The 12,869-nt window shown below is 45.5% G+C and carries 10 protein-coding genes; 2 read left to right on the top strand and 8 right to left on the bottom strand.

The window, feature by feature from the left end; all coding sequences use genetic code 11:
• Positions 1-57: 57 nt before the first annotated feature.
• The 5 genes from AC3WQ3_RS13320 to AC3WQ3_RS13300 form a co-directional block, all read right to left on the bottom strand.
• Positions 58-1,563, bottom strand: coding sequence for a sensor histidine kinase (locus tag AC3WQ3_RS13320; protein WP_336781966.1), 1,506 nt, complete (start codon positions 1,561-1,563; stop codon positions 58-60).
• Positions 1,560-2,258 carry a response regulator transcription factor gene (locus AC3WQ3_RS13315; RefSeq protein WP_095286490.1) on the bottom strand — a complete coding sequence of 233 codons (699 nt, stop codon included), beginning with the start codon at positions 2,256-2,258 and terminating at the stop codon, positions 1,560-1,562. Before AC3WQ3_RS13315 ends, AC3WQ3_RS13320 begins: the two co-directional genes overlap by 4 nt.
• The gene (locus AC3WQ3_RS13310) at positions 2,251-3,573 is read right to left on the bottom strand and encodes a hypothetical protein (RefSeq protein ID WP_492472483.1); all 1,323 of its coding nucleotides are present in this window, start codon (positions 3,571-3,573) and stop codon (positions 2,251-2,253) included. The genes AC3WQ3_RS13315 and AC3WQ3_RS13310 overlap by 8 nt, the downstream gene beginning before the upstream one ends.
• Before the next feature lie 16 nt (positions 3,574-3,589).
• Positions 3,590-4,315 carry a phosphonate ABC transporter ATP-binding protein gene (locus AC3WQ3_RS13305; protein ID WP_127536731.1) on the bottom strand — a complete coding sequence of 242 codons (726 nt, stop codon included), beginning with the start codon at positions 4,313-4,315 and terminating at the stop codon, positions 3,590-3,592.
• Positions 4,316-4,399: 84 nt separating this feature from the next.
• Positions 4,400-5,599 carry an MFS transporter gene (locus AC3WQ3_RS13300; RefSeq protein WP_492472482.1) on the bottom strand — a complete coding sequence of 400 codons (1,200 nt, stop codon included), beginning with the start codon at positions 5,597-5,599 and terminating at the stop codon, positions 4,400-4,402.
• Positions 5,600-5,802: 203 nt separating this feature from the next.
• On the opposite strand from AC3WQ3_RS13300, the gene AC3WQ3_RS13295 reads away from it, so the two are divergent.
• Positions 5,803-6,723: an ArsR/SmtB family transcription factor gene (locus AC3WQ3_RS13295; protein ID WP_127536729.1), complete on the top strand. Its 921-nt coding sequence runs from the start codon at positions 5,803-5,805 to the stop codon at positions 6,721-6,723.
• Positions 6,724-6,768: 45 nt separating this feature from the next.
• Positions 6,769-7,533, top strand: coding sequence for an HAD family hydrolase (locus tag AC3WQ3_RS13290; RefSeq protein ID WP_492472481.1), 765 nt, complete (start codon positions 6,769-6,771; stop codon positions 7,531-7,533).
• A 71-nt stretch (positions 7,534-7,604) separates the two neighbouring features.
• Here AC3WQ3_RS13290 and AC3WQ3_RS13285 read toward each other — a convergent pair whose 3' ends face one another.
• The 3 genes from AC3WQ3_RS13285 to AC3WQ3_RS13275 all read right to left on the bottom strand — a co-directional run bounded on the left by AC3WQ3_RS13285 (position 7,605) and on the right by AC3WQ3_RS13275 (position 12,291).
• Positions 7,605-9,938: a type IA DNA topoisomerase gene (locus AC3WQ3_RS13285; RefSeq protein WP_336781970.1), complete on the bottom strand. Its 2,334-nt coding sequence runs from the start codon at positions 9,936-9,938 to the stop codon at positions 7,605-7,607.
• Positions 9,939-10,063: 125 nt separating this feature from the next.
• Positions 10,064-10,555 carry a ferric iron uptake transcriptional regulator gene (fur, locus tag AC3WQ3_RS13280; RefSeq protein ID WP_281280768.1) on the bottom strand — a complete coding sequence of 164 codons (492 nt, stop codon included), beginning with the start codon at positions 10,553-10,555 and terminating at the stop codon, positions 10,064-10,066.
• A gap of 248 nt (positions 10,556-10,803) precedes the next feature.
• Positions 10,804-12,291, bottom strand: a complete 1,488-nt coding sequence (locus AC3WQ3_RS13275) for a glutamate synthase subunit beta (RefSeq protein ID WP_492472480.1) — start codon at positions 12,289-12,291, stop codon at positions 10,804-10,806.
• Between the last annotated feature and the right edge of the window lie 578 nt (positions 12,292-12,869).

Raw genomic sequence — 12,869 nt, 5'->3', positions numbered from 1 at the left:
CCGTTAATGGCTCGCCTTTTTTGGTGCATTCAGAATGTGTCTATGGTAATCGGGTGTTTATTCGCTTTTGCCTGTATCTGAATCCGGATTAATATGTTGTGACCCGCTTCCTTGTTGCGTTTCTGAAGCGAGTTCATTCACCTGATGCTCAGTTACGATCTCTTCTTCCGGCAAAGCGGGCAGTTCTATCGTGACGGTTGTACCCGATCCGAGTTCACTTTGTATCGTAATCGTTCCTTCATGCAGTTCCACGAGTTCTTGCGTAATGGCAAGCCCCAATCCTGTTCCACCATTCTGGTGATTGACCTGGAAGAATCGATCACGTACTTTGATGAGATGCTCCTCGCTAATCCCGATCCCGGTATCCTGCACAGCTGCTATGATCTTCCCGTCCTCTTCTTTTACCGACAGATAAATCCACGAATTTTCGTGTGAGAATTTAATTGCATTATCCACGATGTTCAGGAATACCTGCTTGAGGCGATTTCCATCACCATGCACGTTAAAAGCACGGGTCTCATCTGTGTCCAGCTTCAAATGTATTTGCTTTTGTTCCGCTTTGGCCCAAACGTTCAACATCGTTTCCTGCACAATCTCACGAATGCTGACCGTACCTTTGACCAGCTTCATCTGATTTTGCTGCAGTTTGGAGAAATCCAGCATCTCTTCAACCAGCCCGATTAAGCGTTCTGTTTCTTTCGAGATAATGCTCATGCCAATACGTGTCTCATCCGGATCATATCCGCCTGAATCCAGCGTTTCACTCCAGCCTTTAATGCTAGTCAGTGGTGTTCTGAGCTCATGAGAAATGGATGAGATAAAATCATCCTTGATCTGGTTACTGCGAACAATCTCATGAGCCATAAAATTCAGTGTGGATGCCAGTTCACCAAGTTCATGCTTATAGTTCCCTTTGACTCTGACATCCAGACGTCCTCTCGCCATCTGGGCAGATACCGCGGTAATATTGTTAATGGGACGGACGATGGAGTTCGCCATACCAATGCTGATAATCAGAACAATAGCCATAACGGCAATCCCGACGGCAACGGCAAGCAATCCCATGACAAGCAGCTTCGAGTTTACATTTTCGAGTGAAGTCAGATATCTAACAATGTACGTATTCTCCCCACCCAGATCAAGTTTGTGCGAAACGGCCATGACTTGCTCACCGGTGCCCGGTTGTCTGCCTACCCACCGTCCCGTATTGCCATTTATGGCCTGCATGATATCACTTGTCTGCATTACAGCCCGGTCAGACTCGAAGGCCGCAGAGCTGGCAAGAACTCGTCCATTGAGATCAAGAATTTCGAGCTCTGTGCTGGATAGTTCCAGGTTCGAAAGCAACTTCGACAGATTACCATTATCCGCATTATCCTCGCGGGCGATGGGCTCCAAAAAGTCTTTTGACATGGAAATATGAGAGCTGATGGTATTGTAGATACTCTCGTAATAATACCGCTGCACCGCAAGCATAAAAATAAATTCCACCAATAACAGAGCAAGCAGAACTACGAAAAAATAATGTAGTACGATCTGCCTGGTGATGCCTTTTTTAATCATTGCTCCCGGCCCTTCCATTTATAACCGTGACCCCATACAGTCTGCAGGTATTCAGGTTCGGAAGGATTATTCTCGATTTTCTGGCGTAAGCGGCGAATGTTCACATCCACAATTTTGGGATCTCCCATATATTCCTTGCCCCATACATGATCCAGGAGCAAATCACGGCTAAGTGGTGTATTCTCTTTTTCCAGGAAGAATTGAATAAGTGAAAATTCGGTTGGAGTCAATTCAATCAATTCATTTTGTTTTTTAAATTGTTTGGAGATCAAATCAAGAGAAAACGGCCCCGATTGGAATGTGACCTTAGCTGCAGTCTCCCGATGCACATTTACTCTGCGCAGCAAGGATTGAATTCGTGCGATCAGTTCAGTTGGGCTAAATGGTTTGCTTACATGATCGTCTGCTCCAACAGAAAGAGCATATACCTTGTCCTGTTCCTGAACCTTGGCCGTCAAGAAAATGATGCCCAAACGTTCATTGGTTTCACGGATGCGCCGACACACTTCAAAACCGTCAATTCCAGGTACCATGACATCAAGAAGAGCCAGGTCAATATCTGGTACAGTTTGCAAGATGCGAAGTGCTTCATGCCCATCTCCTGCTTCAAGCACTTCGAACCCGTTTCTCTTCAAATTGATAACGATAAAACTGCGGATGGATTCTTCATCCTCAAGAATAAGTACTTTACTCATTTAGTTCTCCCTTTCTGTTCAGCTGAGACATATTATCAAGTAATCCATCATTACTATCCTGCGCATTACGTGAAGCAATCACCCGGTCGTTTGTTCGGGTAATTTCTTTCCATCTCTTTCCTTTGTCCTGTTCCCACTGAGAAAGCGTGAAATATTTAATTTCACCCACGGTTTCATCCGTGTCAATCATTTTAAATCGAATATATTTTTCCTTTTCCGATTTGGTGTCGATTGTAATCTTGCCGTACCACTCAGGTTTTAAGTTTAAATGAAACAGATTGGCATCATCACGGTACTGGAATGAGACAAATTCCTTTCCATCCTTGCCATCCCATTGATAAAAGGTATAAAACCACATGCGGGAATCAAACACGTAATGTTCCCAGCCTTTTGGCGTTTCCTTTAGTCCAAACTCAATAATACCATCATTGTTGAAATCACCGCTTAAAATTTTGTCATCTCTATAGGTTTGATCAGGTGATTTGAAGGCATTTACCAGTTTGTTATCCTTCACATAGATCAGTTGTGAGAAAGAACTGCGGTCATCCAGCTCTGCGTCCAGCACAATACCCATCTTATCCTTGGCGATTTCTCCTCCAAGTGCATTGTAGATCTCTTTAACGGTATAATCGGTCTGCAGCCGATCAACTTCCTTAAAGCTGCCTTCGTCATACTGATACAACGCTACACTTGCAAACCCACTGTTATTTAGGGCTACAATGGCAAAATCGCTTTTTCCATCCCCATTCAGGTCCAGTGTGTTACCTTGCAGATCATCAATAATAAACTGGTTATAAGGTACTCCACCCAATACCTGCTCAAGTGCACCGCCATTATATGAATACGCCGTCAGTGCTTTTTGCTCTTGCAGACTCACACCGAGTATGATATCCGGGTTCCCATCGTTCGTGATATCCAACACTTTAAAGGATTGCAATTCACTTCCCGGAACGTCAAACGTCAGTTTCTTAACCCACGTATCTCCCTGTTCCTCCAGAAGCATGCCGTGGATACGCACATTCTCATTGGGTGTTTCGTAAAATACGATAGCTTCGCGCGTTCCGTCCCCGTCGAGATCTTCAACACGAATCATGCTGGTATTGTTCATGTCTTTGGGACGAATCAGATTGCTCTCTGGCGGCTGCTCCTTCTGAACAACGTAAAACAATTTTTGTTTGTCCGTGGACAGCATGGGTTTCTTCATCAAGCCCTTGGGGTCGCTTATGACCGTACATCCGCTAAGAACGGAGCCGAGCACCACCGTCACTGCTCCACACGCTAACAGGCGCCCCCATCTTGAGTTAAGCAATTTCATCACTCATTTCAATAGTTTAAATCATGTTTTTTTCCTTCTGTGTCAGTCTACGTCCACGTATATCAAAGGCAATCTTGCCTTCTGCAAGACCCCAGATGCGAGCTGCATGCTTCTCCGCCATCTCGATTGGTAAAACGGCAATAACGGTTGCCCGTTCCTCTTCGCATAGTTTCCGCAGTGTCTCAAGAACGGTATCGGCAGTATGTGGGTCAAGCCCAATTACTGGTTCATCCGCGAGAATGACTTTGGCCCCATGGGCGAGTGCACGGGCAATCGCTACACGCTGCTTCTCACCGCCGCTTAGTTTTTCTGCGGTTTGATGAGCTTTATCCAAAAGACCGAGTCCTTCAAGATAATCCATGGCACCCATATAATCATCGGAACGGACCATTCCAGTCACCATTCTCCACCAAGGCGTCTGACCAGACCGACCAATTAATACGTTTTTGAGTGCTGACTTTCTAGGATAGAGCTGAGGATTCTGTTCCAAGTATGCCCATTCACGCTTAATTTTCCGTTTGCCGGACCAGCCTTCTTTCAAAATTTCGACACCGTCAACCGTAAATCGGCCGCCATCCCATTTCTCCATCATGGCCAGGCACTTGAGCAGCATGCTTTTTCCGCTGCCGCTTGAACCGACTACTGCGATCATTTCACCTTGCTGCATATCAAATCGTATATCCCGCAGAACCGGAACACGGTCCGCTCCAACGGATTTACTCAAATTCTCAACTCTGATCATCGCGATGTCTCCTCTTGTCCATGTTTTTCCCTACTATATAGTGTACTCGGAAATGGACATCAATTTCCATGCGAACACCAGCTTCTATTTTAACACAGAATGAGAACTTGGTTTATGTTGGAACAGGACACCTGCGGCACCAAAAAGCAAATAAAAACAACCAAGCAGGATAAACATGCTCCCGGGTGAGATCCAATTGATCATCTGACCACCCAAATTCGGCCCCAGAATACTGCCTATCGTAAAATGGAACGAGGCCACGACGTTTGCTGCAGGAAGAAGTGCCTTTGGCAAAATATCTGCTGCATAGGCAAGTCCAAGTGAGAAAAAGGACCCTACCAGCCCACCTGCTACGGTCAGTAATACCAGCGTCCACCAGAAGTGAGTTCCGGCTACAGGTACCAGCATGAACATAACCCCGCCTGCAATACCAGCAGACATTAACACTTTTTTACGTCCAAAGCGGTCGCTGAGGATGCCCAGAGGCAGCTGCAGAAACAATCCTCCAATTCCCACAAACGGCAGTAAAGATGAGATCTGATTGGCGTCTAAACCAATCCGCAATCCATATACCGGAAAATTGCTGTTCATCCCGGCTTCCATATAGCCATAAAGTAGAGCTGGTATTAATGCATACCATGCCCAGGCCCAGCTACGACGGAATCGGTGTTCCGGAAGCTGACCATGCTCTGCTTTTTCCGGTTTGGTATCAGGAAGCTTCATTAATACAAGCAGGAGCACAGCCCCCATACAAACGAAAAGAACCCAGAACGGCACTGCCTCGCCAAATCGGAGCAGCTTGATGCCCAAAGGCCCGATACTGAAGCCAAGTCCGTAGGACATGCCATATAGGGATATGTAACGACCTCTCTTTTCGGGTGCCGTCACGAGAAGGACCCAGAGCTGAGCAGCATAATGTAAAGCACTATCGCCTATACCAACGACAAGACGAAGAATAAACCATATTTTAATATCCGGTAAATACGGAAAAAGAATCAGGGGAAACATAACAAATAGCAGGCCGCCGACAATCAGCTTTTTAAAACCAACCGCTCCGAGCAGCCGTTCAGCGACCAGAGTCATTGCAAAGGAACCTACATACAGCGCTGCTGCATTAAGGCCATTCAACCCTGGTGATACCCCTTTTTGCTCCAGAAAAATGGATAGTACGGGAAGCAATAATCCCTGGCTAATCCCTGCTACAACTATAACGATGATCAGGATGAAATAGTTGGATGTAGAATTTGATGATTTTGCGACATTAATAGATGACACGAATTTCATTCCTCCTGCGGACAACCAAAAGAAAAATCGCCATCGCTGACGACTTTTCGCATGTTATTCATATTCATATGATAAAGCGCTGCTTCACCGGTACATTTGCCCCGGACTTGAACATTATAGTGGACAACGCCCTGCAAAACAAGCCATAATAGTACATAAGTCGCTGCGTACATTTAGATGTGACGGGAGGATTCTGCATCGTTATGACTTATCATGTCAAGATTGATGTTTCACCGATATATGAAATGCTGAACAGTTTTCTTGTATATGTCACGAAAAAATGGATTCAACATCTGGATGTTGGCCCCGAATGGATTCTTGAAGTGGAAGGCAAACTAAGTTCCAACGTACGTGCTGCTCTGGCACCTGCGTCGACTTGGCCTTTTGATGATTTTGATGTTTTGTTCGCATGGGCTGCCTACCGGACCTGCTCTTCAGAGAATCAGGATTTTCTTCATATGCTTGCGAGTCTGCCTGCAGAGGAATTGTTTGCACGTGTATCTCCTCTTCTGCCGAGTATTACTATAGAAGAAACAAATCGTATTCGGGACAGTTACGTGCCGCTTCTACGTCTCTGGGACCAGCATTACTGTCAGAATATAAGTGACGATTATCGCACCTGGCTGGAAGAAGACGCTCATGAGAAGCGAATTCTTTTGGAGAAAATGGGACCTGAACTGCTTATCGAATATGCTACAGCAGGTGTTATTGTGGAGCCAATGCCCGGATTAGATGAAGTGATTCTATTCCCCACAGTACATAACCGTCCGATTAATATTTACTGCTTCTACGAAGGCATGATGATTATGCAATACCCGGTTGATACTCCTGAAGAGAATGAAGATCAGCCGCCAACCTGTCTGCTGCGTTTTACACATGCATTGGCTGATCCCGAACGCCTTCGCTTGCTTCGTTACGTATCTGATGAGCCAAAGTCGCTTGCGGAGATGTGTGAAGAATTGAACAAAGACGAAGACATGGTTAAAGATCAGGTTATGGCGCTACGTGTCGCAGGTTTGCTGCGAACCCATCTGCTCGGCAGTAACCGCAAAGAGAAATACAGTATCCGGCCGGATGGCGTGTCTGAATTGAACATGTTCCTGGAATCCTATATTCGCATATAAATGAGGATGTAACTGGAGTTGCCGGCTGCAAGGAGTGATTTTGAAATGAACACGATTAAACAGCATATCATTTTCGATCTGGACGATACGCTCGTCTATTGCAACAAATATTTCAACTTAGTCCTCGGTGAATTCTTCGAGAACATGCAGGAGTGGTTTGACAAACATGCATTAACCGTTCAGGACATTCGTGATAAACAACTGGAGATTGACGTGACCGGTGTGAACCAGGTCGGATTCGCCAGTCACCATTTTCCACAGTCTCTTATTGATACGTATCGCTATTTCTCTCAGAAATATGCAAGAGCCACTTCCACTGAAGAAGAAACGTTCCTCACTAAGCTTGGCATGAGTGTATATGATCGGGAGGTTGAACCTTACCCTCATATGGTTGAAACACTGGAAAGCCTGCAATCAGCCGGACATGCCCTCTATCTGTATACCGGAGGCGAAACGGTGATTCAACAACGGAAGATTGATCAGATGAAGTTATCCGCTTATTTCGATGACCGTATCTATATTAGGCAGCATAAGAACGTCGAAGCACTTGAAGGCATTTTATCTTCTGGCCCCTTCGACCGCAAAACAACATGGATGATCGGAAACTCATTACGCACGGATATTTTGCCAGCGGTTACGGCTGGAATCCACAGCATATATATCAAACAACCAAATGAATGGCAGTATAACATTGTTGAACTTCAGCCCAATCCGGAGACGACGATGTACACCATCACCGCTCTCGAAGAGGTTCCGAAGATCATACATGAAAATATTCAACAACAGCAACAAAAAAGGACCCTTGGTTAAGGGTCCTTTTTTGCGTACATCGGTGATAATTATTAGTTCGTTCTTTATTCGATTCATTCGTTCACTCGATTCTATGACTCCTGCCTTTCAGCTGACAGCTTGCCCGAAGATTGATCCTGCAGGATGATCCGGGCCTTAACCGTACTCCCGTCCTTACGTTTGAAAGACAGCACCTGTGTGCTTCCTTTCTCAATTAAAGACTTTAACATCGTACTGGTTATTTTTTTGCCAACGTACTCTTTCCAGATGACAAACCCACAGCCTTCCTTAAACCGCGTACACCCATAGCCTTTTTTCCCCTCAATAATCTGACCGGTGCATCCCGGCGAGGGACAAGATGCCAAGGGCTCACGAACACCAGCATTTGCCGAGCTCGCAGATGCAGTCTTTGCTACTGAGACTGCTGTGTTACTCGATTTGGAGACAGATCCTGAAGACTGCCGTGATGATTTGGCAGCTGATGCTGCTGTTCTCGCTGTTGTTTTCGTTCCTGATTTTGAGGATTTTGCTCCCTTGCCTTTGCCACGTCCCCCGCGTGAATCTTCACCAAAGGCATCTGCAGGTGCAGGGGCTTGTACACGCACCTTATCAATGATGGACATGGTGAATTTCTTAACGTTCTCCATAAATTTGTCCTGACCGGCTTCCCCTTTGGAGATCTGATACAATCTTCTCTCCCATTGTCCAGTCATCTCCGGAGAGGTTAACAAATCAACTCCGGCTCGCCGAATCAATTCGATCGCTGTTCGGCCTTTTAACGTCAACTGCATCTTTTTCCCCTGCATCGTGATATAACCAACATTTTTGAGCCGCTCGATGGTTGCAGCTCGTGTTGCTGGCGTGCCCAGACCGCTGTCCTTCATGGCATCTCGCAGTTCCTCGTTTTCGATCTGCTTCCCCGCACTTTCCATCGCTTTCAGCAAAGTTCCCTCCGTATAACTTTTGGGAGGTTGGGTTGCTTTCTCCTTGAACTCGCTCTTGCTACACTGCACTGGAAGCTCTGGCTGCACAGAGAACGACTTATCCGTCCATTCTTCGGATTCTTCTTCCTCATTATTGTTCTTCTTCGTTTTTTTCTTTCCCGAGCCATTCTGCTCTTGATCTGTAGAAGGCAGAACGACTTTCCATCCGAGTGACAGCAGCTCCTTCACAGAAGTTTTGAACTGATGCTGCTCAACTTCAGTCAGTACGGTATGCTGTTTATACTCTGCAGGCGGATAGAAATGAGACAAAAACCTTCTCACGATCAGGTCGTAGATGTTCTGCTCATCCTTCGATAAGGTACCTGGCCTTTTTAACGTAGGTAAAATGGCATGGTGATCTTCTACCCTGGAGGGATTGCAGACTCCCTTGTTATTCTTATGAACCAATTCAGGTTTTGCACCAATGGCCAGTTCACTATAGGGCCCATTCTTCATCAGGTTTAATGTTTTGTGCATACCCTCAATATTCTGTTCCGTAACATAGTTGGAATTCGTCCGCGGATAGGAAATAACCTTGTGTTTCTCGTACAAGGCCTGTGCAATGTCCAGTGTCTTCTTCGCTCCATACCCATACTTGGCATTGGCTTCACGCTGCAGCAGAGTCAGATCATATAGTCTGTACGGATACTCCTTCGTTTGCTTCGCCTCATACTTGGTAATATGTCCGGTCTTGCCCTTCACACTGCTCGCTATCGCTTCAGCAGCCTCCGCGTCTGTGAGCTTGTCTCCTTGGCGTAAACCTCTGTACTCTACACCCTCCTGACGGAACCATGCGGCGACTTCATAAAATGTCTGTGATTGAAATGCTTCAATCTCCATTTCCCGATCATAGATCAACGCAAGAACGGGTGTCTGTACACGCCCCACAGATAACAGCGCGTTATGCCGAGTCGTAAAGGCACGTGATGCATTCATGCCAATCAGCCAATCGGCCTCACTTCGGGCGCGAGCAGCATGAGTCAGATTTTCGAACTCTGATGCATCCTTAAGCCCGTCAAAGCCACGTTTAATGCTCTCAGCAGTCAGGTCCGAAATCCATAGTCGTTTAACCGGCTGACGCAGCTTCAACTGCTGTTGAATCAATGCAAAAATATACTGGCCTTCACGCCCGGCATCACATGCATTTACGATCGATGATGCTCGTTTGGCAAGCTCTCCAATGATCTTCAGCTGATCTTTTGTTCTGGGATTCGGCACGATTTTGAACTGATCCGGAATAATGGGCAGATCCGCAATATTCCATCGTTTGTATTTCGTATCATATGCATCCGGTTCAGCAAGCCCGAGCAGATGACCAATCGCCCAAGTGATAATATAATGCTCACCTTCAAGATAACTGCGATTGTTCTTGGCTCTTGGTTCTATGACGGCGGCAATGGTTCGACCCATATCAGGCTTTTCCGCTATAACCAATGTCTTCATCCGTCCATCTCTCCTCCTTCACCGTCCGCATGACGGCAAAAAGGGGCCTTCCGCCCACGGAAGCCCCTTGCTTCTGAATCCTATTATATCAGATTTTGATTCCGGGAGCATCCTCCGTGGAACAATTAGCCTGCAGCTTGTTCATTTATGGCCTGCTTTTCCCGGCATTCCCTGCATACCCCCTGAAAGTCAAGACGATGATCCGTCACGGCAAATCCGTATTGACGTTCAATCTGCTGCTCCAGACGGAGCAACCCATCTTCCATAATTTCTTCCACGGTTCCGCACTCTGTGCAGATCAAATGATGGTGATGATGGGAGCCATCTGTACTCCGCAGATCGAAGCGTGCAGCACCATCTCCAAAATTAATTTTCTCTACAACCTGAAGATCACTTAGCAGCTCTAGTGTCCGATATACGGTTGCCAGGCCGATCTCAGGAAACTGCTCCTTCACCAGCAGAAACACTTCCTCAGCACTGAAATGATCCTTTTCATGTTCAAGCAGCACACGTACCGTCACTTCACGTTGTTGTGTCAATTTATATCCTTTGTCTACCAATTGCTTTTTAATGTCAAATATTTGTTCTGAAATGGACTTCTCCCGGTTTCTTGCCATAGCTGTCGCACCTCCGGATTTAAATTCTCTATTTAACAATGTCATTTGTTGTCTTATTTATAATTATTATAATCTAATAATAAATCTTTACGACTTAAAAAGCAATGCTATACCGCACACTAGCCCAAATTATTTGCTGTGCAATAGAGTTATGAAATAAAAAAACAACTCCCACTATAAGCGAGAGTTGTTTTTTGTATCACATCTTTTATTCCGATATAATTTATGAAATTATTGCTTATTACAAATTAAGCAAGAACGGTGGCACCCATCAGGTATTTGTCTACCTCACGAGCGGCTTCGCGTCCTTCATTGATTGCCCACACAACCAGACTTTGTCCGCGACGCATGTCACCTGCAGCGAATACTTTATCCACATTGGTATTGTATTTGCCGTAGCGAGCTTTAACATTGGTCCGACGATCTGTCGCAAGTCCCAGCTGTTCAACCAGCGTTTGCTCCGGACCATCAAACCCGATCGCGATCATTGCCATTTGTGCCGGGAAAACGCGCTCTGTTCCAGAGATTGGCTGGTAGATCTTACGACCTGTTTCATCGACAATACGCTCGATTTGAATCGTATGCAGCTCTTTGAGGTTGCCCTCTTCATCTCCAACAAATTTGGTTGTCATGATGGAGAATTCACGCGGATCTTGCCCGAACAATGCTTTGGCTTCCTCTTGTGCATAGTCCAATGTATAAACGTTAGGGAATTGCGGCCAAGGGTTGTTAATACGATCACGTTCCATTGGTGCTTGGGTATGTGTACCAAATTGAGTTACGGTACGACAACCGTGACGGAGCGATGTAGCCACACAGTCCGAACCAGTATCTCCACCACCAATAACGATAACGTCTTTATCTTTTGCAGAAATGTAGTTTCCGTCCTCCAGGTTGGAATCCAGGTAACTTTTGATACTGCCATTCAGGAAGTCCATCGCGTAATGTACGCCTTTCAAGTCGCTTCCTTCAATATTGAACTCCCGCGGCTTCGTAGCGCCACCACACAGCACGACTGCATCATACTCGTCCACCAATTGCTGAGCAGGAATATCCTTGCCAATCTCGGTGTTTGTCACGAACTGAACGCCTTCCGCTTCAAGCAGATCCACACGACGCTGCACCACTTTTTTGTCCAGTTTCATTGTAGGAATACCATACATCAGCAAACCACCGACACGGTCCGAACGCTCATATACAGTTACCGTATGGCCTGCTTTGTTCAACTGAGCTGCCGTTGCAAGACCTGCAGGGCCAGAACCAACGACCGCTACACGCTTACCTGTGCGTTTCTCCGGAGGTTGGGGAACCACCCAGCCTTCTTCGAATCCTTTTTCGATAATAGCTTCTTCAATCGTTTTGATGGTAACCGGCTGGCCGATCAGGCCAACGGTACAAGACCCTTCACATGGAGCTGGACAGACACGACCTGTAAACTCCGGAAAATTATTTGTTTTGTGCAGACGATCCAGCGCTTCTCTCCACAATCCGCGATATACAAGATTATTCCATTCCGGAATCAGGTTATGCACAGGACAGCCCGACGTTCCGCCAATCATATCTATACCTGTATGGCAATACGGGGTACCACAATCCATGCATCGTGCACCTTGTGTTCTGAGCTCTTCTTCAGCCATATGTTTATGAAACTCTTCCCAATCCTTAATCCGCTCAGCCGGCTCCCTGTCCGCAGGCAGCTGCCGTTTGTATTCCATAAATCCAGTAGGTGTAGACATCTTACGTTTTCCCCCATCCGTTCTCGTCTTAATCCTTTCATTGGCATGGTTCTATATGAAATGGATTACTCATGCTGAGTTTTTTGTCTATTGTATCACAAAAACTTCTCAAAGATATTTCAATTATAGTAGCATTTCGACAACTGAATATTAAATGGATTATCCGCATAATTATTTGTATTTTATACATCATATCGTCAGGTTTACCTGTGGTCAATACCCTTATTTTGGAGCTGAAAATAATGATCAAAAGTCTGATCTAACGTTTATTATGTCGAAAAACAAAAAGAGCGTCATGTAAATGTGAGCTAATTTGCCATTAAAATCAAGCAATTCAACCCTACACACCTCCCAATTCCGAATATTCACTCGAATTTAGGGCTTTACAACGGTAAATGCCCATAACTTTTATACTTTTTTACCAATTATGTTGAAAAGCTTAATTTTGAGCTCCAATTTCTCATGGTTACAAATGTTATATTCGTGTAAACCGCAAATCATGGCAGAGGGCAACCTACATTTTTAAAAATAATAAAAAAAAGACGCTATTCACGTATATTTCGTCAATCAGCGCCTTT

It is taken from the genome of Paenibacillus sp. FW104-T2, from assembly GCF_058789975.1.
Note: the sequence above shows the minus strand (reverse complement) of the source record. Positions and strands in the feature narration are given on the sequence as shown.

Coding starts and splice junctions, on each gene's coding strand:
- AC3WQ3_RS13320 (WP_336781966.1), bottom strand. CDS start 1,563: ATGATTAAAAAAGGCATCACCAGGCAGATCGTACTACATTATTTTTTC.
- AC3WQ3_RS13315 (WP_095286490.1), bottom strand. CDS start 2,258: ATGAGTAAAGTACTTATTCTTGAGGATGAAGAATCCATCCGCAGTTTT.
- AC3WQ3_RS13310 (WP_492472483.1), bottom strand. CDS start 3,573: ATGAAATTGCTTAACTCAAGATGGGGGCGCCTGTTAGCGTGTGGAGCA.
- AC3WQ3_RS13305 (WP_127536731.1), bottom strand. CDS start 4,315: ATGATCAGAGTTGAGAATTTGAGTAAATCCGTTGGAGCGGACCGTGTT.
- AC3WQ3_RS13300 (WP_492472482.1), bottom strand. CDS start 5,599: ATGAAATTCGTGTCATCTATTAATGTCGCAAAATCATCAAATTCTACA.
- AC3WQ3_RS13295 (WP_127536729.1), top strand. CDS start 5,803: ATGACTTATCATGTCAAGATTGATGTTTCACCGATATATGAAATGCTG.
- AC3WQ3_RS13290 (WP_492472481.1), top strand. CDS start 6,769: ATGAACACGATTAAACAGCATATCATTTTCGATCTGGACGATACGCTC.
- AC3WQ3_RS13285 (WP_336781970.1), bottom strand. CDS start 9,938: ATGAAGACATTGGTTATAGCGGAAAAGCCTGATATGGGTCGAACCATT.
- fur (WP_281280768.1), bottom strand. CDS start 10,555: ATGGCAAGAAACCGGGAGAAGTCCATTTCAGAACAAATATTTGACATT.
- AC3WQ3_RS13275 (WP_492472480.1), bottom strand. CDS start 12,291: ATGTCTACACCTACTGGATTTATGGAATACAAACGGCAGCTGCCTGCG.